This is a genomic window from Ideonella sp., from assembly GCF_041914305.1.
Lineage (GTDB): Bacteria > Pseudomonadota > Gammaproteobacteria > Burkholderiales > Burkholderiaceae_C > Ideonella.
In genome coordinates, this window is the sequence record NZ_JAYSDQ010000008.1 from 234,657 (window position 1) to 260,486 (window position 25,830).

A 25,830-nucleotide genomic window follows, 5' to 3' on the forward strand; every position below is an offset into this window, starting at 1 on the left:
CCGCAGCTCACATCGACGCGCGCAGCAGCTCGCGGTAGTCGTCGGCGCTGGCCAGCCGCGGGTTGGTCTTGTGGCAGTGGTCGAGCAGGGCGCCTTCGATGATCCGGCCGAACATCGCCTCGGTCACGCCCATCGCCGCCAGGCCCGTGGGCAGGCCCAGGCGGGCGTTCATCGCGCGCAGCGCGTCGCTCACCTCGGTGCCTTGCGCGTCGCAATGCCCCAAGCCCATCGCATGGGCCATGCGCTGTAGGCGCTGCTCGCGCTGGATCGTTTCTGCGCCGGCATTGAAGCGCACCACCGCGGGCAGGAAAACGGCGTTCAGCGTGCCGTGGTGCAGCTTCGGGTTGGCGCCGCCCAGGCTGTGGCTCAGCGAGTGCACGCAGCCCAGGCCCTTCTGAAAAGCCAGCGCGCCTTGCATGCTCGCGCTCATCATGGCCCAGCGTGCGTCGCGGTCGCTGCCGTCGCGCGTGGCGCGCTCGATGTGGGCCCAGCCGCGCGCCAGGCCGTCGAGCGCAATGCCGTCGGCCGGCGGGTTCACCGCGTGGGCCATGAAGGTTTCCATGCAATGGGCGATCGCGTCCATGCCGGTCGCCGCAGTCAGCATCGGCGGCAGGCCGAGCGTCAATTCGGGGTCGAGGATCGCGGCCTTGGGCATCAGGTGCCAGCTGTGAAAACCGAGCTTGCGGCCATCGTCGACGATCAGGATCGCACCACGCGCTACCTCGCTGCCGGTGCCGGCGGTGGTGGGCACGGCGATCAGCGGCGCGACCTGGTCGCTGATGCGTGCGGCGCCGCCCAGGATGGTCGCGTAGTCGGTCAGCGGGCCTGGGTGCGTGGCGGTGATCGCCACGCCCTTGGCCAGGTCGATGCTGGAGCCGCCGCCCACGGCGATCAGGCCGTCGCAATGGTGGTCGTGGTAGACGGTGGTGGCCGCGCGCACGGCCGCTTCGGTCGGGTTGGGCGGCGTGCCGTCGAACACCGCGTGCGGCAGATCGTTCAGCGCCGCGAGCGCCTGGCCCAACACCCCGGCGGCGCGCACGCCGGCGTCGGTGACCACCAGCGGGCGCCGGATACCGATGCGCTCGCAGTGCTGCGGCAGCAGGCGCACCGCGCCGAAGTCGAGTTCGATGTGCGTCAGGTACTGGATCAGGGCCATGGCGGGTCAAGGAGGGCAGGGGATTGGAGCCAGTATGCTCACGATGCCCTTTCCGCGCCAATGAGGCCCACCCTGAGCCACCTGTCTCCTACGCGACTGCTGACCCCGGCGATGGCCGGCGTGCTCGATCGCATCCAGCGCATCAAGCGCACGCCGTTCCATCACCTGAGCCCGGTCGAAGCCCGTGTCGCCTACCAGGCTGCGGCTGAGATCCTGGAGCCGCCGCGTGCGCCGCTGCCGCGCGTCGAAGACTTCACCATCCCCGCCGCCGATGGCGCGCCCTTGCGTGCACGCCTGTACGCCGCGAGCGCCGGCAGGTTGCCGGTGCTGCTGTACTTGCACGGCGGCGGCTTCGTCATCGGCGACCTGGAAACGCACGACAGCCTGTGCCGCCAACTGGCCTTGCGCAGCGGCGGTGCGGTGGTGGCGCTGGACTACCGCCTCGCACCCGAACACCGCTTTCCGACCGCCGTCGACGACGCCTTCGCCGCGCTGCGCTGGCTGGCCGGCGAAGGCGCCGTGCAACTGGGGCTCGATGGCCGCCGCCTGGCCGTGGGCGGCGACAGCGCCGGTGGCACGCTGTCGGCGGTCTGCGCGATCCTCGCTCGCGATGCCGAGCTGCCTTTGTCGCTGCAACTGCTGATCACGCCCGGCACCACGGCCCATGCCGACACGCCGTCGCACAAGCTGTTCGCCAACGGCTTCTTGCTCGAGGCCGACGGCATCGCCTGGTTCTTCGACCAGTACATCGACCCGCACCACCGCAACGACTGGCGTTTCGCCCCGCTGAACGCCCCCGATCTGGACGACCTGGCGCCCGCCTGCGTGCTGCTGGCCGAGTGCGACCCGCTGGTTGACGAGGGCCTGGCCTATGCCGACAGGCTGCGCAGCGCCGGCGTGGCGGTCGAGCTGGAGCTGTACCGTGGCCTGACACACGACTTCATCAAACTCGGCCGTGCCATCAAAGAGGCCGGCCATGCCCAGGGTGTGGCGGCGGCTGCCTTGCGCCGCGCCTGGGAAATGCCGGAGACAAACCAATGAGACAGCGAATTGACTCGTGGGCCGAGCGCTGGGCCGCTCCCGAGCCGGCCCAGATCGCCTTGGGGGATCGACCGACGTATTCGTCGGACGAGGCGTCGAACGAGGGGCTCCAATGATTCGAAGCGACTTTCGTTTTCTCGACCGGCTGCGCGTGCGCTGGGCCGAGGTCGACATGCAGCAGATCGTGTTCAACGGCCACTACCTGATGTACATCGACACGGCCGTCGGTGGCTATTGGCGCGCCGTGGCGCTGCCCTACCAGGAGGTGATGCAGCGCCTGGGCGGCGACCTGTTCGTGCGCAAGTCGACCCTCGAATACTTCGCGCCGGCCGGCTATGACGACGTGCTGGACGTGGGCGTGCGCTGCGATCGCATCGGCAACTCGTCGCTGCTGTTCCAGAGCGGCGTGTTCCGCGGCGAAGAGCTGCTGGTCAGCGGCGAGCTGGTCTATGTGTTTGCCGACCCGGTGGCCAAGCAACCCAAGCCCGTGCCACCTGAGTTGCGCAGCACGCTGCTGGGCTTCGAGGCGGGTGAAGACATGGTCAGCGTGCGCGTCGGCGGCTGGGACACGCTCGGCCACGAGGCCGGCGCGATCCGCGCCGAGGTCTTCATCGACGAGCAGAAGATCCCCGCCGAGATGGAGTGGGATTCGGCCGACGCGAGCTGCGTGCACGCGGTGGCCTACAACCGGCTGGGCATGGCGGTGGGCACCGGCCGCTTGCTGGAGCATGTGCCGGGCGTGGCCAAGATCGGCCGCATGGCGGTGCGGCGCGCGCTGCGCGGCAGCCGCGTGGGCCGATCGGTGCTGGACGCGCTGATGCACGCCGCGCGCGACCACGGCGACCGCGAGGTGATCCTGCATGCGCAGATGAGCGCCGAGCCGTTCTACCGCCGCGCCGGCTTCAACCAGCGCGGGCCGGTGTTCGACGAGGCGGGCATCGCCCACGTCGAGATGGTGCGCTCGCTGTAGCGACCGGCGGGTCAGCGCAACGGGCGGATCAGGCTGCGCACGCGGCGCTTCTTGGGGGGCTCGAGCGCCACCTCGGCCAGCTCGCTGTCGTTCACCGGGCTCCAGTGGGCGGCACTGGCGGCGCTGGTGGCCGTGTACGGGGGCTCGTCGTCGGTCTGGTATTTCGGCGGCCAGTCTCTCAGCGACGCGCGGCGCAGCAGCGCCAGGCCCGGGCCGCTGGTGAAGGTGCGCTCGAAGACATGTGTGGTCAAGTGCTTGGCGGCGCGCTCGGTGATGACCAGCGTCGAGCAGCGGGTGCCGTAGGCGCCATCGGGTGTGCGGATGAAGGCCGACGACAGCTGCCGCTCGCGGTCTCGGTCCAGCCCGGTGTAGGGCAGGTGTTCGTCGTCGGCGGGGGCGCGATCGGCCAGCATCGCGAACAACTGCCCGGCCAGCGCATCGACGCTGGCCTCGTCTTCGAGCTCGTGCAGCGCGTCGTCGAGCCGGTGCTTCATCTGCTGCACCTTGGGCCACGGCGCGTCGATGTCGGCGGCGTTGCTGATCACGGTGACACCACGCTCGATGCGGCGGCCACTGGCCTCTTGGTTGGTGGCCCAGAAGCACTCGCCGCGGCGGAAGTCGGCCGCGATCAGGTTGAACGGGGCATAGCCCGACAGCGCCATGCGGGGCCAGAAGCGGTCCGACGGCTGCTGGCCTTCGAGCCAGGCCGGCACGATCAACCCGCGTGACGGGCCGTCGCTGACCAGCGCGCCGCCGGGGCGGCGCACATTGGTCACCAGCGCGAAGCGGCCCTGCGCGGTCAGGCCCATCCAGGTGCCGCCGGCACCCAGGTCGCGCCCGCCGAGGATCGGCTGGGTGGCGCCATCGGGCGTCCACCAGCCCAGGCGCGCGGCGGGGCGGTTGAAGAACTCGTCGCGGTTGGCCGCCACCACCAGCGGGAAGCGGCGGCTGACATCGAGCGCCAGGGCGGCTAGGCACATGGCTCGAACACCTCGAGGTGGCGCGGGCCCTGCAGCCACGGCGCCAGCGCGGCACCGAGCGCGTGGTCGATCGCTGCCGGCATGGCGGCCACCCGGTCGGCGGGCCAGTCCAGCGGAGCGCGATAGGTTTCGAGCATGGTCATCTGCGGGGGGCTGTCGGGCGATGCGGCCGAGGACGGCCGCTGCATCAGCGTGGCCGTGAGCCCGGGGTGGGCGCCGCACAGTGCACGCTGGCCCTCGCGCGCCGCGGCCACTACAGCGGCCAGGTCGGCGAGGTGCACTCGATAGTAGATGAACCACCAGCGCTCGGCAGCGCTGTCGACCGGGGGCGAAGCAGGCAGGTGAGACATCGTTCGCAGCCCATGGCGCTTTGCGCACCGATGCCTGTTGTCAGCCTTGGTCGACCGGCAAGGGGTAGGGCAGTGGCTGCAAGGCCAGCACCGGGCCGTCGGCCGCACCCAGGTGGAAAGCGCCGGGCGCCTGCGCCAGGGCCAGCTTCACCTCCACCAAGCCGAGTTGCGCGCCGTCGGGGCCGAGGCCAGCCAACGCCACCATGCCGCCCGGCTGGCCGGGGTCGGCGTCGTGGAAGACCTCTTGACCGGCGGCCATCGCCGGCTCTGCGGCCGGCAAGGCCAGCAGCATCGCGCGGCGCTTCAGCGTGCCGCGGTACTGGCTGCGGGCCACCACCTCTTGGCCGGGGTAACAGCCCTTCTTGAAATTCACGCCGCCGACGATTTCGAAATTGACCATTTGCGGCACGAACTGGTCCGCCGTGGCCGCAACGATGCGCACCACGCCGCTGGCGGCTTCGAGCCCGCGCCAGTGGGCATCGGCCAACGCCGGCAACGCCGGGGCGGCTGCGTCGGCGGCTTGCGCCAGCAGCCAGCGCGGCACACCCGCCGCGTCGGGCAGGCGGACCAACTGCTCGGTGGCACTGGCCACATGAACGGCCCACGGGGCGGCGGGGTGGTGGTCGCCCCACGGGTCGGTCGCCGCCTGGCCAGCCAGGCCCCACAACGCCACCTCGGCACTTGCGTCGCTGAGCTTGCACTTGGCGCGCAGCACGAACATCGACAGGCGCTTCAGCGTGGCGGCCAGCAGGTCGGCCGAGCAGGCCAGCAAGAATTCTTCAGCCGCCGGCGACCAGATCACGAAGCTGGCCAGCAGCCGCCCCTTGACCGAGCAGTATCCGGCCAGCGTGGCCTGACCGGGCGCGAGGCCGGCCACATCGTTGGTCAACTGCCCTTGCAGAAAGCTCGCGGCATCGGCGCCCCGGGCGCGTATCACGCCCCAGTCGGACAAACGAACAGCGCCTTGCAGCGCGAGGGTCGAATTGGAGGCGAACGAAGCGGGGGCCAGAGCCGGGTCAGTCATGCCGACGATTATCATCGCCGCCCTATGTTTGACAGCCCTCTGGGGATACCTTCACCAGCATGAGGTGGTTGCGCAGTTTCCTCGCCGCCGCGTTGCTGCTGTGCGTGGCCGCCGCGGCCGCCGGCTGGTGGTGGCTCGAGCGGCCGCTGCCGCTGCGCGGTGAGCGGGCCGAGGTGTCGATCGAGCCGGGCACCACGCCGCGCGAGGTGGTGCGCCTGTGGCTGGACGCGGGGGTCGACGCGCCTTCGGAGCTGCTGTACCAGTGGTTCCGCTGGTCCGGCCAGGCGCGCAAGATCCGCGCCGGCAGCTACGAGATCGGGCCTGGCACGACGCCGCGCGAGCTGCTGGACAAGATGGTGCGCGGCGACGAGGTGCTCGAGAACCTGCGCCTGATCGATGGCTGGACCTTCCGCCAGGTGCGCCAGGCGCTGGTCGATGCACCGAATCTGAAACAGACGATTCAAGGTTTGACCGACGAGCAGGTCGCCAAGCTGCTGGATCTGCCCGGCGGCGTGGTCGAAGGCCATGTGTTCCCCGACACCTATGCGTACAGCCGCGGCGTCAGTGACATGACGGTGCTGCGACGGGCCGTGGCCGCGATGACGCGGCGCGTCGCCGAGGCCTGGCCCACGCGCGCCGAGGGCCTGCCGCTGGCCAGCCCCGAGGCGGCGCTGGTGCTGGCCTCGATCGTCGAGAAGGAAACCGGCTCGCCCGGTGACCGCGGGCGCGTGGCCGCGGTGTTCGTCAACCGGCTGAAGCTGGGCATGCCGCTGCAAAGCGACCCGACGGTCATCTATGGGCTGGGCACCAAGTTCGACGGCAACCTGCGCCGCAGCGACCTGACGACCGACACGCCGTGGAACACCTACACCCGGGCCGGCCTGCCGCCGACGCCGATCGCGATGCCGGGCCTGGCCTCGCTGCAGGCCGTGTTGCGGCCGGACCAGAGCAAGGCGCTGTACTTCGTCGCGCGCGGCGATGGCTCCAGCGTCTTTTCGGACAATCTGGACGACCATAATCGGGCGGTGAACCAGTTCCAGAAAGGCCAGCGCAAGTGAGCACCCGTGGCCGCTTCATCACCTTCGAAGGCATCGACGGCGCCGGCAAATCGACCCACATCGAGGCCGTGGCCGCCGTATTGCGCGAGCAGGGCCACGAGGTGCTGCTGACCCGCGAGCCCGGCGGCACGCCTCTGGCCGAGAAGCTGCGCGAGCTGTTCCTGCACGAGCCGATGGACGCGCTGAGCGAAGCGCTGCTGGTCTTCGCCGCCCGGCGCGATCATCTGCATACCCGCATCGAGCCGGCGCTGGCCGCCGGCACCACGGTGCTGTGCGACCGCTTCACCGACGCCACCTTTGCCTACCAGGGCGCCGGCCGCGGCTTCGACCAGGCCGTGCTGACCACGCTGGAGCAGTGGGTGCAACAAGGCCTGCAACCCGACCTGACGCTGTGGTTCGACGTGCCGCCCGCGGTGGCCGCGCACCGCCGCGCCGCCGCGCGCGAGCCCGACCGGCTGGAGCGCGAGGCCGAAGCCTTCTTCGTGCGTGTGCGCAGCGGCTATGCGGCGCGCTGCGAGGCGGCGCCGCAGCGCATGCGGCGCATCGACGCCGACGCCGAGGTGCCGGTGGTGCGCGCCGCCGTGCTGGCGGCCGTGGCCCAGGTTGTGGGGCGCACCGGTGCTTGACGAGCGCGATCTGCCCTGGCTGGCCGAGCCGCTGAAGCAACTGCGCGACCACGCCCGCAGCCACGCCATCATCCTGCACGGCGGCGCCGGCTCGGGCCAGTGGGAGCTGGCCTGGCGCGTGGCCCAGGCCTGGCTGTGCGAGAACGGCCCGGGGCCTTGCGGCGAATGCCCGAGCTGCCACCTGGCGCTGGCCCACAGCCACCCCGACATGAAGGTGCTGATGCCCGAGACCATGCAGCTGGCGCTCGGCTGGTCCGAAGGCAGTGCCGGCGACGATGGCGACGCTGACAGCGGCGACGGCAGCAAGAGCAAGCGCAAGCCCAGCCGTGAAATCAAGATCGACACGGTGCGGGCCGCGATCGACTGGGCGCACTCCAGCTCCAGCCGCGGCTGCGGCAAGGTGCTGCTGTTCTACCCGGCCGACGCGATGAACGCGACCTCGGCCAATGCGCTGCTGAAGACGCTGGAAGAGCCGGCCGCCGGCACCCGGCTGCTGCTGTGCGTGGACGACCCCGAACGCCTGCTGCCCACGGTGCGCAGCCGCTGCCAGCGCGTGCGCCTGGCGCCGCCCGACCTGGCCACCGCCGAGGCGTGGTTGACGAAGCAGGGCGTGGCCGGTGCCGCCGCGCTGCTGCGCGCCAGCGGCGGCGAACCGCTGGCCGCCAAGGCGCTGGCCGACGAAGGCCTGGACGCCGCGCTGTGGGGCCAGCTGCCCGCGCAGGTGGCACAGGGCGACACCCGCACGCTGGCCGCGATGCCGCTGCCGCGCGCGGTGCGGGTGCTGCAGCAGGTCTGCCACGATGCGATGGCCCAGGCCGCCGGCGGCGAACCGCGCTTTTTTGCGCCAGGCCAGGTGCCGGCGGGCGCCGGCATCGCAGGGCTGGCCGAATGGGCCCGCGAGCTGGCCCGCGTCGCTCGCCACGACGAACACCCCTGGAATGCGCCTTTGCGTGTCGAAGCCCTCGTTGCACAGGCGCAGCGCATCTGGAACGAACACTAGCCTGGATACACTGCACCCATGAGCGATGTCGACGGCCGCCCCCTTGCCTCAACCCCTTCCGGCGCTGCGCGCCCCAGCGTCATCCAGCTGGTGTTCCGCGAAAAAGGCGCGTTGTACGCGGCCTACGTGTCGGTCTTTTCCGATGGCGGCCTGTTCGTCCCGTCGACGCGCGACTACCAGTTGGGTGACGACATCTACCTGCTGCTGTCGCTGCCCGGCGACCCGCAGCGCTACCCGGTCGCCGGCAAGGTGGGCTGGATCACGCCGCCCAACACCTCGGGTGGCCGCACCCAGGGCGTCGGCGTGCGCTTCCCCAACGACGACAAGACCCGGCAGCTCAAGATGAAGATCGAAGAGATCCTGGGCACGTCGATCCAGTCGTCCAAGCCGACGCAGACGCTGTAACCCCGCGGCGCGCGGCCCCCGGGCGATGGCGCCCGTGCCTTCATTTCCGTTCCCGACCATGTTCGTCGACTCGCACTGCCACCTGAGCTTTCCGGAGCTGAGCGAACGGCTGCCCCAGATCCTGTCCGACATGCGCGAGGCCCAGGTGGCCGCCGCGCTGTGCATCTGCACCACGCTCGAAGAGTTTCCGGCCCTGCAGGCGCTGGCCGCCGGGCACGCCAACCTGTGGGCCAGCGTCGGCGTGCACCCCGACACCGAGGGCCTGGCCGAGCCGACCGAAGACGAGCTGTGCCGCCTGGCCGCACAGCCCAAGGTCATCGCCATCGGCGAGACCGGCCTCGACTACTACCGCCTGAATGGCCGCAGCATCGCCGACATGGAATGGCAGCGCGACCGTTTTCGCGCGCACATCCGCGCTGCGCGGCGGCTGAATCTGCCGCTCATCATCCACACCCGCAGCGCCAGCGACGACACGATTGCGTTGCTGAAAGAAGAGGGCGCCGGGCAAGAGGGGTCGGGCATCGGCGGCGTGTTCCATTGCTTCACCGAGACGATGGATGTCGCCCGGGCCGCGCTGGACCTGGGCTTTCACATCTCGTTCTCGGGCATCGTCAGCTTCCGCAACGCGGCCGACCTGCGCGACGTGGCGCGTTTCGTGCCGCTGGAGCGTTGCCTGATCGAGACCGACAGCCCGTACCTGGCGCCGGTGCCGTACCGCGGCAAGACCAACAGCCCGGCCTATGTGCCACACGTGGCCACGGTGGTGGCGGCAGAGAAGGGCGTGTCGGTGGGTGAGATCGCCCAGGCCACGACCCGCAACTTCGAGCGTCTGTTCCAGGTGCAGGTGCCGGCCCTGGCCGCGGCCTGATGCGCGCGCGGCTGATCCATCGGCGCGGCGTGATGCTGGCGGGTGCCGCGCTGGCGCTGGCGGCGTCGGGCGTGCGAGCCGGCTCGTACGAAGACTTCTTCCTCGGTATTGAGCTGGACCGCCCGGGCATCATCGCCCCGCTGCTGGCCAAGGGTTTCGACGTCAACGCGCGCAACCCGGAGGGCCAGCACGGCCTGTACCTGGCCTTGCGCGAGAACTCGTTCGAGGTGGTGCCGCTGCTGCTGAAGCACCCGCAGCTCGACGTCGAGGCCACCAGCCCGGCCGGTGAGACCTTGCTGATGATGGCCGCGTTGCGCGGCCGGCTCGACGCGATGAAGCAGTTGCTGGCGCGCGGTGCCCAGGTCAACCGCGAGGGCTGGACGCCCTTGCACTACGCCGCCTCGGGCACCGACCAGGCGGCGGTGGCGTTGTTGCTGGAGCATGGTGCCGAGCTCGATGCCCGGGCACCCAACGGCAACACGCCCCTGATGCTGGCTGCCGGCTTCGGCAGCGTGGATGCGGCGGATCTGTTGGCCCTGCGCGGCGCCGATGTGACGCTGCAAAACAAGGCGGGCCTGTGCGCCGCCGACTATGCCCGCAAGGCGGACCGGCTGTGGCTGGCACAGCGGCTGGACGCCATCGCGAAGCGCACCCGTCCTTGACGGGCAGGGGCTGATCAGCCCTTGAAACCGGCCAGGTCGGCCAGCGCCAGACCAAAGTAGCCGAGGATCATCACGACCAGCAGGGCTTCGACTTGCGAGTAGCCCAGTTGCGTGTTCGTGTTCGAGAAGAGGTTCATCAGACGTTGTTTCATCATGGCCCTTGTGAGGTTGTTGGTTGTTCGGTGCACCGCACCGGCGCTGAGGCCGATTTGGCTGTCCTCGCACTGTGGCTCTTGGCTTCTGCGCGAGGTTCCGGGTTCTGGCGGATTGCAAGAAACCGGCGTTGCTGTTAAGCACTGTTTCGACAGCAGTGCGACTGTGACAGGACCCGACGACAGTTTCAAGACAAAACCTAGGGATTACCCGGACTTCGTGATTTCGCGCACGGCGTCTGTCAGCCCGGCGTCAGCCAGCGGAGACGGGAGCGCGTGCAGAACAACGGCCTGGGTAGGGGCCGCGATGGTGGGGCGGCGTGCGGCGGGCAGCGGCCCTAGGCCGGGCGCCTGTCGGCCGTCAGGCGTGTCAGGTTTCTTCTGACACCCGGCTTGTCTGTCAGCCGACTGTTGCCGGCCAAAGTGCTTCTCTACAGTTCGTGACATGGGTTTCGCGCCGAAGCCCTCACCCCCAGGAGAACCTCATGCGCCACGCCCAAGCCAGCCTCAACCCGTTCACGATGATGACGGACCCGGAGGTCATCCTTCAGGCGGTGGAGCGTTCGGACCGCCTGAACTGCCTGCAGCGCCGCATCTGCCGCCCGCTGGACCGCCCGCTGATCCCGAAGGTCAAGGCCGCCGACCTGGCCGCCTACGACCGCGAGATCGACCTGGCCGCCGACGAGGAAGACGACAGCGCGATCTGAGCCTTCGGGCCCCGCCGGACACAGGTGCCGGCTCGCTCGATCACCGGTGCGCGTCGCCGGCCAAGGCGGTGCCCTGCGCGGCCGCCACGGCGAACATCGACACTCATTGAACATCCAGTAAATGGGGCCGGCGCGGCCCCGTTTACTTTTGGGCGTTTGTTTTCGCGCCCACGTGTTCATCAAAGAGCATGACCTGCGAGGTCATCGCCAGCCTGAAGCGGCAAGGCCACACTGGCAGCAGTCTTCTCTCACCCAAGAAAGGAAACTGCCATGTCCTCGGACACCCTGCTTCCCCTGGCTGTTGCACTGCTGATCGGCATCCCGGCTTTCGGGTCGTGCATCGGCATCGGCCTGGCGACGATGAAGTTCCTCGAAGGCGCGGCGCGCCAGCCCGAGTTGATCCCCGAGTTGCAGATCAAGTACTTCGTTGGCGTCGGCGTCACCGACGGCGCCTTCATCATCGCCACGGGGATCGGCCTGTGGTTTGCCACGGCCAACCCGTTCAGGTAGCCCGTTACCAGGCAGGGCGCTTTCCCGAACATGACCACGGCCGACGAGGCATGGGTGCCGCCAGAGCTGCAGGCGGCGGGGGGCCAGAAAGGCGGCGGGCCGGGCGTTGATGCAGGCTGTAGGCCTCGTCCTACGCCGGAAACTCGCATCGGTCGGCTGTGGCAGACGCACGCAGTGAGCCAACATCTCGCTAGCTGTGGCGGGCGCGACCGCCGCAGCAGCAAACCCAACATCGTCTGCCCCCATCCAGAGGAAACCACCATGTCGCATCACCGCCTGCCATCGTCGCGCGTCGACCAGCTTCGCGGCGCTTTGCAGTCCACCGTCGACCTGTTGCACCGCCGGCAGGCGGCGCAGATTGCCGAGTCGGACCTCGACGACTTCGTGGCCCTGGACTGGCTGAAGTGGGACGGCGGCAGCCTGCGCCTGACGGTGACCGGCGAGAACATCCTGCGCCAGCAGGCCGAGCTCAGCCCGGCCTGAAAAGACGCAGAGGAAGACGATCAGGCCAGCCCGGCCTTGTAGAGCGCCACCAGCGCGAGCCAGGCGCGTTCGGCTTCGGCGGCGTTGTAGATCGGCGTGCCGCCTTCGGCCGGCATGTCGGCCACGCACCAGCCGTGCAGCGCCGCATACACCTCGACCGTGGCCGGCACCTGCGCCGCGGCGAAGCTCTGCTTCAGCACGTCTTTGGCTTCGGGCTGGCGCTGGTCGTCGTTCGATGCCACGCCGAAATACATGCGGGCCTTGATCTTCGGTGCCAGCAGGTGCGGGCTGTCGGGCTTGTCGGTCACCAGGCCGCCACCGTGGAACGACGCCCCTGCGCCGATGCGCGCGGGCAGCGCGGCGGCGGTGCGAACCACCAGCCCGCCGCCCATGCAATAGCCTTGCGTGCCGATCTTCCGGGTCTTGTCGACGGCGGCCTGGGCGTCGAGAAACGCGACGAACGCGGTGGCGTCACGCTCGGCCGCGCCGGCGGCGTTGACCGAGCCCATCAGCGGCTTGAGCTGGGCCCACAGTGCCGGGTCCTTGAAGTCGGCATGGGCTGCGGTTTCGAACACCGGTGCCTTGGCCACCCGGTAGAACGGGTTGGGCACCAGCACCGAATAGCCTTCGGCGGCCAGGCGCTTGCCGATGTCGCGCATCGCCGGCCGCAGGCCGAACGCGTCGGGCCAGATCAACACGCCGGGGTGCGCGCCGGTCGTGGGGTGGATGAAGGTGGCGTCGCAGGTGCCGTCGGGCGTCTTGATCGTCACCTCGTCCGACACCACCGCCAGGCCGGCGGCCGAGGCCGATGCGGCACCACCACTCAGGCTCGCGGCCACCGAGAGGGCGACGAAGTCGCGCCGAGAGAAGTCCGTTGCTGCATCGCCGGTGGCCGGCGGGTTGGCTGTCAGATTCATCTTGCAGGCTCCTGTTGCCATGGGTCCAAAAAAGCAGCGGCGAGCATACGACTGCGCCCTCGTTCGCTGGCCCGCCGTTCGACAAACTCGGTGTGGCGATGGGTGTATTGGAGGAACTGACGAGCGCGAACCTCAGAACGCGCCGGGGTCACCTGGAAACACGACCGGCGATTCGTAGCCATCGGCCGACACGCTCGAGACGCCGAAGAACCAGTCATCGATGACCACGTTCTTCAGCGTCAAGCGATGTGGTGGCTGGGCATCGGCCGCCACGAAGCGGCTGTATTTCCATTGCGGCTCGGTGGTGCTGCGCCACCACACGCGGTAGCCCGCGGCGCCGGCCTGCGGCTCCCATTTCAGCGTGGTGTCGGGCGTGACCGCGCCTTCGATGCCCACGCCTTTTGGCGGCGCCGGCGCATTGGCCATCGCGGCCAGCGCGACGATGTTCAGCCGCGCCACCTGGGCCAGGTAGTCGACATCGACGAACTCGATCGTGTCGCCGTATTGCACGCCGTTGTCGACCCGCAGGTCCTGGTGCTGGTGGGTGTAGTCCTCGTGCGCCTCGGTCACGCGCACGGCCGGAAAGCCCATATCGAGAAATGCCACCTGATCACCGCCGCGGCCATAGCGGTCGGTGCGGTAGACCATCTGCACGTGCAGGTTGGTGAGGTAGCGCTCGGCCAGGCTGGCCATGAAACGCGCGATGTTGCGCGACGGCGAATCGACCTCGCCGCCGTTGTAGCGCCGGCGCGCGGCCTGTGCCGGTGTCTCGAGTGCCTTGGTGCCTTCTGAGAACACCCGCACGCTGCTGTTGTCGTGCACGCCGTCCTGGCCGTGGCTGTTGCCGACGATGTCGTTGTTCAGGTCGGCCTGCACCTGCCAGCCCTGGGCGCGCGCATATTCGGCCAGCACCTTGCCGCCGTACAGCCCTTGCTCTTCGCCCGACAGCGCCGCATACACCACCGTGGCGCGCAGCCGCTGCTTCGACAGCACGCGCGCCGCCTCCAGCACCGCCGCCACGCCCGAGGCATCGTCGTTGGCGCCGGGGGCGTCGCTGGTGCTGTTCATGATGTCGGACACCCGCGAGTCGAGGTGGCCGGTGATCAGGATGACGCGGTTCGCATCGCTGCTGCCACGCTGGATGGCGACGATGTCCATCACCTCGGTCGGCTGCGGCATGCGCGGGCCGGTGAAGGTCTGCGACGGCGTCACCACCTCCAGGCATTGGCCGCATTGCCTGGACAATTCGCCAAAGCGTCGCTGCACCCAGCGCCGCGCGGCGCCAATGCCGCGGGTGTCGGACACCGTGTCCGACAAGGTGTGGCGAGTGCCGAACCCGACCAGCGTCTGGATCGTGGCCTTCAATTCGGCCGGGCTGACCGCCGCGGCTGCTTCGCGCAGCAGCGACTGGTCGGTGGCTGGCTCAGCCGCTATCGACATGGCCGGCGAGAGCCAGGCCATCGAGATCAACAAACCCGTCAACAGGCGAGGGCAGGGCATGGCGCTTCCTTGGTCGTTGCTCGGGTGCAGTCTATGGCAGGGCGAACGGTGCCCATGCGGGCAGCACACAATGGCGCGCTCCATTGCAAGGCAAGGTATGAACGAAGACAGTCAACTGATCCTGCCGCCGTCATTTGTGGCGCTGTTCGTCGAGCCGGGACGCACCAAGCCGAGCCAGCCGCGCGCCTATATCCAGGAGCGCTATGGCTTTTGCGAAGACCTGGCGACGATGCTGGTGGACACCGCGAGAACCAAGCAGTGGGAATTGGGCATTGCCGAATCCGATGTGCTGACCCGCGTGCACGAGGGCCTGCTGGTCAGTGGCCTGCAAGTCTCCGAAGCCGAGGCGCAATGGGTGTCGACCCGACTGGCCGAATTGCTGGAATGGGCGCCGATATTCGCCTGGACGGCCCCACCGACGCCGTATTGAGCTCGGCAATCGGCGCCCTGCGAACGCGCAAAGTGTGTGGACAGAAAAGGACGGTTGCCTTTTTCTGAGCAATTCAATCTCCATTTGCGGCAAATGCCCGCCGAAATGAATAGACTCGCGCCACCGCAACTGCTTGGAAGTACGCAATGGCAACACTGGCATCGATCAAAAAACAAATCGCCGACCTTGAAAAGAAGGCTGAGGCATTGATCAAAGCGGAGTCGAAAGACGCCATTGCCAAGGTCAGGTCATTGATCGAAAAGTACCAGTTGACCGCGGTGGACTTGGGCTTCATGACGGGCGGTGCCAGCCAGGCCGACAAGCCCGCCAAAGCCACCCGTGGCGGCAAGCGCACCGCCGGCGCAGGCAAGAAGAAGGCCGCATCGGTCGGCGTGGCGATGTACCAAGACCCGAAGACGGGCAAGACCTGGACTGGCCGCGGCAAGCCGCCGAACTGGCTGGCCGGTGTCAAAGACCGCAGCGCTTTCCTGATCAACGCAGCCTCGGCAGCCGCTGCAGACGAGCCGAAGAAGGCCACCAAATCGGCCAAGGCCGCGAAGCCCGGCAAGACCAAGGCCACCAAGGCCACCGCAGCGCCTGAAAAGGCCCCCGCCAAGGCCTCGCGCAAGACCGCGAGCAAGGGCGCCGTCAAGAAGGCCATGGCGCGCAACGCCGCCGCCACGAGCGTCAAGCCCGTCAAGGCCACGCGCGGTGCCGGCAAGAAAGCCGCCCCCAGCAAGAAGGCCGTGGCGGCCGTGCCGGTGCCGGCTGACGCGGGCCAGGCCGCCGAAACGCCGGCCAGCTGATCGATCTCGGCCGCGTACAAGCGGCCGGGAATCTGGCCTGAACGCGGCCGGTCAGTGACCGGCCGCAGCCTTGTGGCGCCCCCCCCCGGCCTTCGTGGCCGCGGCGGCCTTTCGCGCCGCCGGCTTCGCAGAGGCTTTTGTGGCTGGTGAGCTCTTCGTCGTAGACACGCGGGCGCCCGCCGCCTTCTTGCCCACACCGAGGCTCTTCTTCAGCAACGCAGTCAAGTCGATGACGTTGGACGCGTCCTGCGAGGGGTTGTCTTCCAGGGGCTCGACCGTTTGCGCCTTGCCCGCTTTGGCCTTGCGCGCCACCAGTTCGCGAATCGAATCTGAAAACCGATCGGCGAATTGATTCGGTTTCCATTCGGTGGCCATTTCCTTGACCAGTCGGGTCGCCATCTTCAATTCGCTGTCCTTCAGCTTGTTGGCGCCTTTGCCGGCAGGTGGCAATTGCAGATCGCCGACATCGCGAATCTCGTTGGCCCAACGCAAGGTTGCGAGCATCAAGGCCCGGTCGGCCGGCAGCAGCGCGGCGAGGTGTTCCTTGTTGTGCATCACCACCCGGGCGATGCCGATCAGCCCGGCCGCTGCGATGGCTTCGCGCAGCAAGGCATAGACCTTGTCTGCCCGGCCGGTCGGTTCGAGGTAGTACGGCTTTTCCATGTAGGCGAACGAGATGTCGGTCGCGGGGACGAAAGCCTCGATCTCGATCGTCTGCGTGGTCTTGGGATAGGCAGCGCGAATCTCGTCGTCGCTCAGCACGACATAGCGGTCATCGTCTTGCTTGACGCCTTTGACGATGTTGTCTTTGTCGATCTCGCGCCCGGTGCGCTTGTTGATGCGCTTGTAGCCCACCGGGTCCATTGACCGCTTGTCGAGCCAGTCGAAGTCGACCTCGGTTTCCTGCGAGGCAGGGTAGAGGGCCACCGGCACATGCACGAGGCCGAAACTGATCGCACCCTTCCAGATCGCGCGGGGCATGGGGCGGCGTGGTCAGTGCCGCTCGGCGCTGCGGGCTTCTCGCAGGTGCCGCTCGACCACCTCCGCCTCGTCGCCAACCTCGTCGACGGCGCGCTTCAACTCATCCTTGGTGACACCGAAGCGCGCGGCCCAATCGCGCAGTTCGTAGTCCTGGTGAACGTTGATGCGCTTGCGGTCCTGGCCACCGGCAGATTGCTTGTTGTCGGGCATGCTCGTCTCCTGAAATCAAAGGCCCATATCGGCCCTTTGACAGCTCGGCAAGCCGCGTGCCGAATGCCGCCGAGCCTAGACGCCGCGGCGGTGGCAGCGCTCGTCATATGTAACCGCCCAACGCGCACGCGGCACGCAACGTGACCGCCAGCCGGGCCGCCATCACCCCCCCACATTCGAGGGACGAACTCCGTGCAACTACGGGCTTGCGCCTAACCACCAGGCGTCACACACTTTGTTTCATTCTGATGCACTTGACGCTGCAGGTCCTGCGGGGGGATCGCAAGCCGCATCGGTCACGACGCCTCACGACGGCGTAGACGACTGGGGCGCTCGCACGAGCGGGCGACCTGCGTGCTTGGGATCAGCCAGATCCGTGAGTCTTGCGCGCCAAGGCACAAGCAATGGGGCAACTCGGTCGCATTCGGCGCCGAGCGAAGCCCCATCCACTGGAGCCTGGAGGGTCACCATGGCTGTCTACTCGGACCGACATCAGTACATCTTCTTCGCCAACCCGCAGACGGCGAGCAAGGCCATTGCGCTGACGTTGCGGCAACGGCTGGATGGCAAGGCATTGCCCGACCACGAGATCACGCGCAATGGCAAGTTGCTGGCGCGCATGCACCACACCACCTACAGCCAATTGCTGGCGGCCGAGTTGATGACCCGCGAGCAGTTGGAGCGGCTTTTCAAGTTCACCTGCGTGCGCAACCCCTTCGACCAATTGGTCAGCAAGTACATCAAGCATTGCGCGCGCCTGTGCGACAACCCGGCCAAATACCCGTGGCTCGACGGCGTGCAGGCCACTGCGCCCGACAACAGCTTTCCGCAATGGCTGGCCTATTTGAGCCGCACATATGAAGAGACCGACAAGCTGGCGAAGGGGCCGATGGAGTTTCTGGCCCACGCCGACATGGTGATCCGCTTCGAGGCGCTGCAAGAAGGCTTCGACGAATCGCTGCGCCGCATGGGCATCAACGAGAGCCTGTCGGTGACCCAGTTCAACATCACCAAGGGCCGCACCGAAGACGCCGCAGCGCCGGCGCCCGAGGCGCCGCCGAAAAAGAAGAAGAAGCCCTATACCGAGTACTACGACCCGGCCTGCATCGCGATGGTCGAGAAGATGTACGAGCCGATCCTGAAGCAGTTCAACTACAGCTTCGGGCACTGACGCGGGCCGCGCGCGGTGCGGGCCTGGCGCCCAGCCGCGCCGGCCGCCGGCATCAGGTCACCGGTGCCGGGTTGAACAGCACCAGCGCGTTGTGCAGCTTCCAGTGCTCGGCCCAGGTCTTCTTGCGCCCGCTCGCCACGTCGAGCATGAAGCGAAACAGCTCCCAGCCGACCTCTTCGATGCTGGCCGTGCCGTCGGCAATGCGGCCGGCGTTGATGTCCATCAGGTCGTGCCAGCGCCGCGCCAGCTCGCTGCGCGTGGCGACCTTGATCACCGGCACGGCGGCCAGGCCGTAGGGCGTGCCGCGGCCGGTGGTGAAGACATGCAGGTTCATGCCGGCGGCCAGTTGCAGCGTGCCGCAGATGAAATCACTGGCCGGCGTGGCCGCATAGGTCAGGCCCTTGGCCTTCAGCTTCTCGCCCGGTGCCAGCACGCCTGAGATCGGCGCCGAGCCCGACTTGACGATCGAGCCCATCGCCTTCTCGACGATGTTCGACAAGCCGCCCTTCTTGTTGCCCGGCGTGGTGTTGGCGCTGCGGTCGACGCTGCCGCGCTTCAGGTAGTCGTCGTACCAGGCCATCTCGCGGATCATCGCGGCAGCCACCTCGGGCGTGGTGGCGCGGGCAGTGAGCTGGTCGATGCCGTCGCGCACCTCGGTCACCTCCGAGAACATCACGCTGGCACCGGCGCGCACCAGCAGGTCGGTGCAGAAGCCCACCGCCGGGTTCGCGGTGACGCCTGAGAACGCGTCGCTGCCGCCGCATTGCACGCCCACCACCAGCTCGCTGGCCGGCACCGTTTCGCGCCGTCGGGCGTTCAGGCGCGCCAGGTGGGCTTCAGCCTGCCGCAGGATCGAGTCGACCATCGACATGAAGCCGACGTGCGCGTCGTCTTGCAGGCAGACGACATCCAGCGCCTCGTTGGCGCGCTCTCTGGCGTCGGTCTCGATCGAAAAACTACCTGGCGGCAACAGCCGCTCGGGCTGCAGCTTTTCGCAGCCCAGGCTGACCACCATCAGCTCGCCGCCGAAGTTCGGGTTCAGGCTGATGTTGCGCAGTGTGCGGATCGGCACCACCGCGTCGGGCGCGTCGATCGCCACGCCGCAGCCGTAGCCATGCGCCAGCGCGACCACGTCGTCGACGTTCGGAAAGCGCGGCAGCAGCTCGGCCTTGATGCGCTGCACCGCAAACTCGGTGACCCCGGCCACGCACTGCACCGTCTGCGTGATCGCCAGGATGTTGCGCGTGCCCACCGAGCCGTCTGGGTTGCGGTAACCCTCGAAGGTGTAGCCCTCCAGCGGTGGCAGCGGGCGGGGCTTGACGGTGGCGATCGGCAGCCCGTCGAGCCCGCGCGCCTCGGGCATCTTCAGCAGCCGCTCGTGCACCCAGCTGCCGGCGGGGATGTCTTTCAGCGCATGGCCGATCGGGATGCCGTAGCGCAGCACCGGCGCATGGGCCGCGATGTCGGCCAGCGCCACCTTGTGGCCTTGCGGCACGCGGTCCACCAGTACCAGGCCGCCGGGCAGGGCGGTGCCGGCATCCAGCCCGCCATCGTTGGCGACGATCGCCACGTTGTCGCGCTCGTGCATGCTGATCGTCAGCGGAGCGATGGTCATCGTGTTCACGCAGCACTGGCGCGACCGTCGATGACGATGGCGCGAAAGTCGTTCACATTGGTCAGCGTCGGGCCGGTCACCACCGAATCGCCCAGCGCCTGGAAGAAGCCGTGGCCGTCGTTGTCGTCCAGCCGCGCACGCGGGTGGATGCCCTGTGCCCAGGCGCGCGCCAGCGTGTCGGGCGTGGCGATGGCGCCGGCGATTTCTTCGGCGCCGTCGACGCCGTCGGTGTCGCCCGCCAGCGCATGCACGCCGGGCAGGCCATCGAGCGCGATCGCCAGCGACAGCAGGCATTCGACATTGCGCCCGCCGCGCCCCTTGCCGCGCAGCGTGACCGTGGTTTCGCCGCCCGACAGCAGCACGCACGGCGGCTCGAACGGCTGGCCATGCACGGCCACCTGCCGCGCGATGCCGGCCAGCGTCTTGCCCAGGTCGCGTGATTCGCCCTCCAGGCTGTCGCCCAGGATGTGCGGTGTCAGGCCGGCGGCGCGCGCCACCTGGGCGGCGGCTTCGAGCGCCTTCTGCGGCGTGGTGATCAGGTGCGTCTCGGTGCGGGCCAGCCGCGGGTCACCGGGCTTGAGCGTTTCGCCTTCGGGGCTGGCCAGCAGGGCATACACCGCGGGCGGCACCGGGATGCGGTAACGCTGCAGGATGGCCAGCGCGTCGGCGCAGGTCGACGCGTCGGCCACCATGGGGCCCGAGGCGATGTCGGCCGGCCGGTCGCCGGGCACGTCGGAGATCAGCAGCGTGACCACGCGCGCCGGGTGGCAGGCGGCTGCGAGCCGGCCGCCCTTGAGCGCCGACAGGTGGCGACGCACGCAGTTCATCTCGCCGATGGTGGCGCCGCTGTTCAGCAAGGCGGTGTTGATGGCCTGCTTGTCGGCCAACGTCAGCCCGGGGCCGGGCGCCACCAGCAGCGACGAGCCGCCGCCCGAGATGAGCGCGATCACCAGGTCGTCGGGGCCCAGGCCCTGGACCAGCGCGTGCATGCGCTGCGAGGCCTGCAGCCCGGCCGCATCGGGCACCGGGTGGGCGGCCTGCACGATCTCGATCCGCTGGCAGGGTTGCTCGTAGCCGTAGCGGGTGACCACCAGGCCTTCGAGCGGGCCCTCCCAATGCTGCTCGAGCGCCAGCGCCATCGCGGCCGAGGCCTTGCCAGCGCCGATGACGATGGTGCGGCCCTTCGGCGGCGCCGGCAGAAAGGGCGGCAGGCATAGCGCCGGCTGGGCCGCGGCGATGGCGGCGTCGAACATCGCGCGCAGCAGCGGCCGGCGGTCGGGCGTGGTGTGCATGGTCAGGCCTGGGCGACTTCGTGGTGGGCCATCAGCTCCAGCGCCTTGACCAGCGCGGAGTGGTCCAGGTCGGCCATGCCGTTGGCGGCGCAGGCCTGCATCAGCTGCGCGGCGTTGGCCGTCTGCGGCAGCGACACGCCCAGCTCGCGCGCGCCCTGCAGCGCCAGGTTCAAGTCTTTCTGGTGCAGCCGGATGCGAAAGCCCGGCGCGAACGTGCGCTTGATCATGCGCTCGCCATGCACCTCGAGGATGCGGCTGGACGCGAAGCCACCCATCAGCGCCTGGCGCACCTTGGCCGGGTCGGCGCCGGCCTTGCTGGCGAACAGCAGCGCCTCGCTGACCGCAGCGATGTTCAGCGCCACGATGATCTGGTTGGCCACCTTGGTGGTCTGGCCGTCGCCGTTGCCGCCGACCAGCGTGATGTTCTTGCCCATGGTTTCAAGCAGCGGCCTGACCCGCGCAAACACCGCCTCGTCGCCACCGCACATGATCGTGAGCGAGGCGGCCTTGGCGCCGACCTCGCCACCGGACACCGGGGCGTCGATGTAGTCGGCCCCCGCGGCGTTGATCTTGGTGGCGAAGGTCTTGGTGGCCATCGGCGAGATCGAGCTCATGTCGACCACCACCTTGCGCGGCCCGCCCTTCAGGCCGGCGGCCACACCGTACTCGCCGAACAGCACGGCCTCCACGTCGGGCGTGTCCGGCACCATGATGAACACGACCTCGGCCTGGCGCGCCACCTCGGCGGCGCTGGCGCAGCCAACGGCCGACGACGCGGCCACCGATTCAGGGATCTTGCCTCGGGTGTGGACGAAGAGCTGGTGGCCGGCATTGACCAGGTGCAGCGCCATGGGCGCACCCATGATGCCCAGGCCGATGAAACCGATGTTCATGAAGGGTCCTTGCGTGAAAGCGGGTCGAGAGGGTCAGGGTGCGGCGGAGATCAGCTCGCCCGTGGTGAAGAAGGCCCGCAGGTTGTCGACCACCCGGTCGGCCATCGCCTGCCGGGTCTCGTGCGTGCCACTGGCCACGTGCGGCAGCAAGACCACGTTGTTCATTGTCATCAAGGCGGCAGGCACCTGCGGTTCGTTTTCGTAGACATCCAGCCCGGTACTGGTTGAGCAGTCGGGGTTTCATCGTGCGGGCCTGGTGATCAGTCGGCCTTGATGCCGCCTTGCGCGACCACCGTGGCCCAGCGCTTGCGCTCGCGCTCGAAGAAGGTGGTGAATTCGGTGGGCGTCATCGTGACGACCTCGGCGCCTTGCGACACCAGCCGCTCGCGCACCTCGGGGCTGCGGATGATGCGCGTGAGCTCGGCGTTCAGGCGCGCCACCACCGCAGGCGGTGTGTTGGCTGGCACCAGCAGCCCTTGCCAGGTGCCCGATTCGAAACCCGCCACGCCTTGCTCGGCAATCGTCGGCACCTGCGCCAGCAGCGGCATGCGCGTGGCCTTCGAGACCCCCAGCACCTTCAGCTTGCCCGACTGCACCTGCGGCAGCGTGGCCAGCATGCCGTTCATCAGCACCTGGGTCTGGCCGGCGACGGTGTCGCCGATGGCTTGCGAGCCGCCCTTGTAGGGGATGTAGGCCCACTCGGCGCCGGTGGCCTTCTCGACCGCCACGCCGGCCAGGTGCGGTGCGCTGCCGATGGCGGTGACCGCGAAATTCAGCTTCTCGCGGTGCGACAGCGCGACCAGCTCTTTCAGGTTGTTGGCCGGCACCGACGGGTGCACCACCAGCAGGTGCGGCGAGTAGGCCAGCATCGTCACGCCGCGCAGGTCTTTCGATGGGTCGAACGGCAGCTTGCCGTAGATCGACGCGGTGATCGCCAACGCGCCGGTGTCGCACAGCAGCAGCGTGTGGCCATCGTTGGCCTTGGCGACGAAATCGGTGCCGGTGTTGCCGTTGGCGCCCGGCTTGTTCTCGACGATGACGGTCTGCTTCAGTGCCTCTGACAGCGGCTGGCTGATCGCCCGCGCAATGATGTCCGACGAGCCGCCGGGCGAGTAGGGCACGACGATGCGGATCGGCTTGCTCGGCCAGGCCTGTGCTTGCGCGGCGCTGGCGGCCACGAAGGCGAGGGCAGCGCAGGCGAGGCGGAGGTGTCGTGTGGTCATGCCGTGTTCCTTTGGCGGGTTGCAGTGGTCAGTAGGTGCCAGTGCCGGCAGCGGGTGCGGGGGTGGCCCGCATCTTGGCCATCACCTGCTGCGCGCCGGCGGCCATCAGCCGCGCGTCGGAGCTGACGGTGACGAACTGGAAGCCCTTGGCGATGCGCTTCATCGCCGCCTCCGGGCTGCCGTTGTGGATGCCGGCCACCACGCCGTGCGCCTGGGCGCGTGCCAGGATGTGGTCCACCGCCTCGGCGGCCTGGGGGTCGAGGTCGTCGAAGGTGGGGGTGCAGCCGAGCGCCAGCGACAGGTCCGACGGGCCGATGTAGATCGCGTCCAGCCCCTCGACCGAGAGGATGCTGTCGAGGTTGTCCAGCGCCGCCGCGGTCTCGATCATCGCGAAGGTCACGATGGTGTCGTTGGCGTGTTGTGGGTAGTCAGCGCCACCATAGAGCAGCGCGCGCACCGGGCCGAAGCTGCGGGTGCCCTGAGGCGCGTAGTGCGTGTAGGCGACCAGCTTCTGCGCGTCTTCGCGGGTGTTGACCATCGGGCAGATCACGCCGTAGGCGCCTGCGTCCAGCGCCTTCATCAGGATGCCGGGCTCGAGCCACGGCACGCGCACCACCGGCACCGTCGGCGTGGTCGAGATCGCCTGCAGCATCGTGACCATCGCGGGGTAGTCGACCACGCCGTGCTGCAGGTCGATGGTCAATGAATCCCAGCCCTGGTGGGCCATGGTTTCGGCGCTGAAGCTGTTGGGAATCGTCAGCCAGCCGTTGACGGCGGCGCCACCGGCTTGCCAAAGCGTGCGCAGGGCATTGGGTCTCATTCGGGTCTCCGGTGGGGGGCGGGGAGGTTCATCTGACCAGCGCAGGCCGAGTCATCGGACAAGCGCGGGGCGCTTGGGATCGAAGGTCCAGCCCGGCACCAGGTACTGCATCGCCACCGCGTCGTCGCGCGCGCCCAGGCCGTGCTGCTGGTAGAGCTGGTGCGCCTTGTCGACCTCGAGCATGTCGAGCTCGATGCCGAGCCCCGGTTTCTTCGGCACCTGCACGTGGCCGCCGACGATCTGCAGCGGGTCCTTGGTCAGGCGCTGGCCGTCTTGCCAGATCCAGTGGGTGTCGATCGCGGTGACCTGGCCCGGCGCCGCGGCGCCCACGTGGGTGAACATGGCCAGCGACACGTCGAAGTGGTTGTTCGAGTGCGAGCCCCAGGTCAGCCCCCAGTCGCGGCAGGTCTGCGCCACGCGCACCGAGCCGGCCATGGTCCAGAAATGGGGGTCGGCCAGCGGGATGTCCACGCTTTGCAGCGACAGCGCATGGCTGAGCTGGCGCCAGTCGGTGGCGACCATGTTGGTGGCCGTGGGCAGGCCGGTGGCGCGGCGAAACTCGGCCATCACCTCGCGGCCCGAGAAGCCGTCTTCGGCCCCGCAGGGGTCTTCGGCATAGGCCACCACGCCACGCATGTCGCGCATCAGGCGGATCGCGTCTTTCAGCAGCCAGCCGCCGTTCGGGTCGAGCGTTACGCGGGCTTCGGGGAAGCGCTCGTGCAGGGCGGTGACGGCCTCGACTTCTTCTTCGCCGCGCAGCACGCCGCCCTTGAGCTTGAAGTCGTTGAAGCCGTAGCGCTCGCGCGCCGCCTCGGCCAGGCGGACGATCGCCTGCGGCGTCAACGCCGGGTCGTGCCGCAGCCGGAACCAGTCGTTGCCTGCATCGGGGGCGGTGACGTAGGGCAGGTCGGTCTTGCGGCGATCGCCCACATAGAACAGGTAGCCCAGCATCTCCACCGCGTCACGCTGCTGGCCTTCGCCCAGCAGCGCAGCCACCGGCACCTCGAGGTGTTGGCCCAGCAGGTCGAGCAGCGCCGATTCGATGGCGGTGACGGCGTGGATGGTGGTGCGCAGGTCGAAGGTCTGCAGCCCGCGGCCACCGCTGTCACGGTCGGCAAAAGCCTGGTGCACCGACTGCAGCACCCGCTGGTGTGCACCGATCGGCTGGCCGATCACCAGCGCCGCCGCGTCTTGCAGCGTCTGGCGGATCTTCTCGCCCCCCGGCACCTCGCCAACGCCGGTGCGGCCGGCGCTGTCGGTGAGGATGAGCAGGTTGCGGGTGAAGAACGGCCCGTGGGCGCCGCTCAGGTTCATCAACATGCTGTCGCGGCCAGCGACGGGGATCACGCGCAATGCGGTGACGACGGGTGTACGGGTCATGGTGTCCTCAGCCGCGATCAATCTGCGGTGATCTTGCCGACCTCGATCACCTTCTTCCACCGCGCGAACTCGGCGGCCTGGAAGGCGGTGAACTGCTCGGGTGTGTTGCCGACGATCTCGAAGCCGAGTTCGAGCAGCTTGGGCTTGACCTGCGGGTCGTTCAGGCCTGCCACCAGCGCGTCGTGCAGCTTGGCTTTGATGTCGGCCGGCAGGCCCTTGGGCGCGGCGAAGGCCTGCCACGAGTAGACGGTGACCCCCTTGACGCCGAGCTCGGCCAGCGTCGGCACATCGGGCAGCAGCGGCGAGCGTTTGTCGCTGGTGATCGCCAGCGCGCGCAGCTTGCCGGCCTTCAGGTTGGGCCAGGCGGTGTTGATGTTCATGAAGCTCGCGTCGACCTGGCCGCCCAGCAGGTCGGACATGGCCGGCGCGCCGCCCTTGTAGGGCACATGCAGGCCGGTGGTGCCGGTGGTCTGCCAGAACAGCTCGGCCGTCAAGTGGTCACTGGAGCCATTGCCGGACGAGGCGAAGCTCATCTTGCCGGGGTTGAGGGTTGGCCGGGATTCAGGATTTTTTTCGCCAAAAGATGTGCTAAGCCATTGA

At 68.7% G+C, this 25,830-nt stretch carries 30 protein-coding genes and 1 pseudogene; 14 read left to right on the plus strand and 17 right to left on the minus strand.

What is annotated here, in order from left to right:
- Positions 1-7 precede the first annotated feature (7 nt).
- Entirely contained in the window at positions 8-1,156 is a 1,149-nt protein-coding gene (locus ACE3SG_RS13090) for an iron-containing alcohol dehydrogenase (RefSeq protein WP_374565539.1), read from the minus strand.
- Between the two features lie 60 nt (positions 1,157-1,216).
- On the opposite strand from ACE3SG_RS13090, the gene ACE3SG_RS13095 reads away from it, so the two are divergent.
- Both ACE3SG_RS13095 and ACE3SG_RS13100 read left to right on the plus strand, forming a co-directional pair.
- Entirely contained in the window at positions 1,217-2,197 is a 981-nt protein-coding gene (locus ACE3SG_RS13095) for an alpha/beta hydrolase (RefSeq protein WP_374565541.1), read from the plus strand.
- A 112-nt stretch (positions 2,198-2,309) separates the two neighbouring features.
- Entirely contained in the window at positions 2,310-3,167 is an 858-nt protein-coding gene (locus ACE3SG_RS13100; RefSeq protein WP_374565542.1) for a YbgC/FadM family acyl-CoA thioesterase, read from the plus strand.
- Positions 3,168-3,178: 11 nt separating this feature from the next.
- On the opposite strand, the gene ACE3SG_RS13105 is transcribed toward ACE3SG_RS13100, so the two are convergent.
- From ACE3SG_RS13105 to ACE3SG_RS13115, 3 genes are read right to left on the minus strand one after another with little or no spacing between them, the layout of a single operon-like run.
- A complete protein-coding gene (locus tag ACE3SG_RS13105; protein ID WP_374565544.1) occupies positions 3,179-4,147 on the minus strand; it encodes an NRDE family protein in 969 nt (322 codons plus the stop codon).
- Positions 4,138-4,497, minus strand: a complete 360-nt coding sequence (locus tag ACE3SG_RS13110) for a DUF4936 family protein (protein ID WP_374565545.1) — start codon at positions 4,495-4,497, stop codon at positions 4,138-4,140. The genes ACE3SG_RS13105 and ACE3SG_RS13110 overlap by 10 nt, the downstream gene beginning before the upstream one ends.
- A 40-nt stretch (positions 4,498-4,537) precedes the next feature.
- Positions 4,538-5,521 (minus strand): folate-binding protein YgfZ, encoded by a 984-nt coding sequence (locus tag ACE3SG_RS13115; protein WP_374565546.1) that lies wholly within the window; start codon positions 5,519-5,521, stop codon positions 4,538-4,540.
- 59 nt (positions 5,522-5,580) lie between these two features.
- Here ACE3SG_RS13115 and mltG point away from each other — a divergent pair, with 59 nt between their 5' ends.
- From mltG to ACE3SG_RS13145, 6 genes are read left to right on the plus strand one after another with little or no spacing between them, the layout of a single operon-like run.
- Positions 5,581-6,579 carry an endolytic transglycosylase MltG gene (mltG, locus tag ACE3SG_RS13120; RefSeq protein WP_374565547.1) on the plus strand — a complete coding sequence of 333 codons (999 nt, stop codon included), beginning with the start codon at positions 5,581-5,583 and terminating at the stop codon, positions 6,577-6,579.
- Positions 6,576-7,205, plus strand: a complete 630-nt coding sequence (gene tmk, locus ACE3SG_RS13125) for a dTMP kinase (protein WP_374565548.1) — start codon at positions 6,576-6,578, stop codon at positions 7,203-7,205. Before mltG ends, tmk begins: the two co-directional genes overlap by 4 nt.
- Complete coding sequence (locus ACE3SG_RS13130) at positions 7,198-8,205, plus strand: DNA polymerase III subunit delta' (RefSeq protein WP_374565549.1); 1,008 nt, start codon at positions 7,198-7,200, stop codon at positions 8,203-8,205. The genes tmk and ACE3SG_RS13130 overlap by 8 nt, the downstream gene beginning before the upstream one ends.
- A gap of 18 nt (positions 8,206-8,223) precedes the next feature.
- Complete coding sequence (locus ACE3SG_RS13135) at positions 8,224-8,610, plus strand: PilZ domain-containing protein (protein ID WP_374565550.1); 387 nt, start codon at positions 8,224-8,226, stop codon at positions 8,608-8,610.
- A 58-nt stretch (positions 8,611-8,668) separates the two neighbouring features.
- Positions 8,669-9,478, plus strand: a complete 810-nt coding sequence (locus ACE3SG_RS13140) for a TatD family hydrolase (RefSeq protein ID WP_374565551.1) — start codon at positions 8,669-8,671, stop codon at positions 9,476-9,478.
- The gene (locus tag ACE3SG_RS13145; protein WP_374565552.1) at positions 9,478-10,140 is read left to right on the plus strand and encodes an ankyrin repeat domain-containing protein; all 663 of its coding nucleotides are present in this window, start codon (positions 9,478-9,480) and stop codon (positions 10,138-10,140) included. The genes ACE3SG_RS13140 and ACE3SG_RS13145 overlap by 1 nt, the downstream gene beginning before the upstream one ends.
- Positions 10,141-10,154: 14 nt before the next feature.
- Here ACE3SG_RS13145 and ACE3SG_RS13150 read toward each other — a convergent pair whose 3' ends face one another.
- Positions 10,155-10,292: a hypothetical protein gene (locus tag ACE3SG_RS13150; RefSeq protein ID WP_374565553.1), complete on the minus strand. Its 138-nt coding sequence runs from the start codon at positions 10,290-10,292 to the stop codon at positions 10,155-10,157.
- Positions 10,293-10,777: 485 nt separating this feature from the next.
- Between ACE3SG_RS13150 and ACE3SG_RS13155 the strand changes: the two genes are divergently transcribed.
- The 3 genes from ACE3SG_RS13155 to ACE3SG_RS13165 all read left to right on the plus strand — a co-directional run bounded on the left by ACE3SG_RS13155 (position 10,778) and on the right by ACE3SG_RS13165 (position 11,992).
- On the plus strand, positions 10,778-10,999 hold the full coding sequence (locus ACE3SG_RS13155) for a hypothetical protein (protein WP_374565554.1): 222 nt from the start codon (positions 10,778-10,780) through the stop codon (positions 10,997-10,999).
- 270 nt (positions 11,000-11,269) lie between these two features.
- Positions 11,270-11,509 (plus strand): F0F1 ATP synthase subunit C, encoded by a 240-nt coding sequence (atpE, locus tag ACE3SG_RS13160; RefSeq protein ID WP_374565555.1) that lies wholly within the window; start codon positions 11,270-11,272, stop codon positions 11,507-11,509.
- A gap of 261 nt (positions 11,510-11,770) precedes the next feature.
- Complete coding sequence (locus ACE3SG_RS13165; protein WP_374565556.1) at positions 11,771-11,992, plus strand: hypothetical protein; 222 nt, start codon at positions 11,771-11,773, stop codon at positions 11,990-11,992.
- Between the two features lie 20 nt (positions 11,993-12,012).
- On the opposite strand, the gene ACE3SG_RS13170 is transcribed toward ACE3SG_RS13165, so the two are convergent.
- On the minus strand, positions 12,013-12,909 hold the full coding sequence (locus tag ACE3SG_RS13170) for a dienelactone hydrolase family protein (protein WP_374565557.1): 897 nt from the start codon (positions 12,907-12,909) through the stop codon (positions 12,013-12,015).
- 132 nt (positions 12,910-13,041) lie between these two features.
- Positions 13,042-14,409 (minus strand): M20/M25/M40 family metallo-hydrolase, encoded by a 1,368-nt coding sequence (locus ACE3SG_RS13175; protein WP_374565558.1) that lies wholly within the window; start codon positions 14,407-14,409, stop codon positions 13,042-13,044.
- Between the two features lie 97 nt (positions 14,410-14,506).
- Here ACE3SG_RS13175 and ACE3SG_RS13180 point away from each other — a divergent pair, with 97 nt between their 5' ends.
- Both ACE3SG_RS13180 and ACE3SG_RS13185 read left to right on the plus strand, forming a co-directional pair.
- Positions 14,507-14,839, plus strand: a complete 333-nt coding sequence (locus tag ACE3SG_RS13180; RefSeq protein WP_374565560.1) for an ATPase with chaperone activity — start codon at positions 14,507-14,509, stop codon at positions 14,837-14,839.
- Between the two features lie 206 nt (positions 14,840-15,045).
- Positions 15,046-15,645, plus strand: coding sequence for an H-NS histone family protein (locus ACE3SG_RS13185; protein ID WP_374565562.1), 600 nt, complete (start codon positions 15,046-15,048; stop codon positions 15,643-15,645).
- A 51-nt stretch (positions 15,646-15,696) separates the two neighbouring features.
- Here ACE3SG_RS13185 and ACE3SG_RS13190 read toward each other — a convergent pair whose 3' ends face one another.
- Together ACE3SG_RS13190 and ACE3SG_RS13195 are read right to left on the minus strand one after the other, a co-directional pair.
- Complete coding sequence (locus tag ACE3SG_RS13190; RefSeq protein WP_374565564.1) at positions 15,697-16,626, minus strand: Ku protein; 930 nt, start codon at positions 16,624-16,626, stop codon at positions 15,697-15,699.
- A 12-nt stretch (positions 16,627-16,638) separates the two neighbouring features.
- A complete protein-coding gene (locus ACE3SG_RS13195; RefSeq protein ID WP_374565566.1) occupies positions 16,639-16,836 on the minus strand; it encodes a DUF3606 domain-containing protein in 198 nt (65 codons plus the stop codon).
- A gap of 469 nt (positions 16,837-17,305) precedes the next feature.
- Here ACE3SG_RS13195 and ACE3SG_RS13200 point away from each other — a divergent pair, with 469 nt between their 5' ends.
- Positions 17,306-18,007: a sulfotransferase family 2 domain-containing protein gene (locus ACE3SG_RS13200; RefSeq protein WP_374565567.1), complete on the plus strand. Its 702-nt coding sequence runs from the start codon at positions 17,306-17,308 to the stop codon at positions 18,005-18,007.
- A 52-nt stretch (positions 18,008-18,059) separates the two neighbouring features.
- Here ACE3SG_RS13200 and garD read toward each other — a convergent pair whose 3' ends face one another.
- From garD to ACE3SG_RS13240, 8 genes and pseudogenes are all read right to left on the minus strand, one after another.
- Entirely contained in the window at positions 18,060-19,622 is a 1,563-nt protein-coding gene (gene garD / locus ACE3SG_RS13205) for a galactarate dehydratase (RefSeq protein WP_374565568.1), read from the minus strand.
- 5 nt (positions 19,623-19,627) lie between these two features.
- On the minus strand, positions 19,628-20,914 hold the full coding sequence (locus ACE3SG_RS13210; protein ID WP_374565569.1) for a glycerate kinase: 1,287 nt from the start codon (positions 20,912-20,914) through the stop codon (positions 19,628-19,630).
- Between the two features lie 2 nt (positions 20,915-20,916).
- Complete coding sequence (locus ACE3SG_RS13215) at positions 20,917-21,807, minus strand: 2-hydroxy-3-oxopropionate reductase (protein WP_374565570.1); 891 nt, start codon at positions 21,805-21,807, stop codon at positions 20,917-20,919.
- Between the two features lie 33 nt (positions 21,808-21,840).
- Positions 21,841-22,023, minus strand: a pseudogene (locus ACE3SG_RS13220) (2-hydroxyacid dehydrogenase); the annotation flags it as partial.
- 44 nt (positions 22,024-22,067) lie between these two features.
- Positions 22,068-23,030 carry a Bug family tripartite tricarboxylate transporter substrate binding protein gene (locus ACE3SG_RS13225; protein ID WP_374565571.1) on the minus strand — a complete coding sequence of 321 codons (963 nt, stop codon included), beginning with the start codon at positions 23,028-23,030 and terminating at the stop codon, positions 22,068-22,070.
- Between the two features lie 28 nt (positions 23,031-23,058).
- On the minus strand, positions 23,059-23,850 hold the full coding sequence (locus ACE3SG_RS13230) for an HpcH/HpaI aldolase/citrate lyase family protein (protein ID WP_374565573.1): 792 nt from the start codon (positions 23,848-23,850) through the stop codon (positions 23,059-23,061).
- A 51-nt stretch (positions 23,851-23,901) separates the two neighbouring features.
- Positions 23,902-25,230 (minus strand): glucarate dehydratase, encoded by a 1,329-nt coding sequence (gudD, locus tag ACE3SG_RS13235; protein ID WP_374565575.1) that lies wholly within the window; start codon positions 25,228-25,230, stop codon positions 23,902-23,904.
- Between the two features lie 17 nt (positions 25,231-25,247).
- Positions 25,248-25,830 (minus strand): Bug family tripartite tricarboxylate transporter substrate binding protein (locus ACE3SG_RS13240; RefSeq protein ID WP_374565577.1); only part of this gene is annotated, 583 nt, incomplete at its 5' end.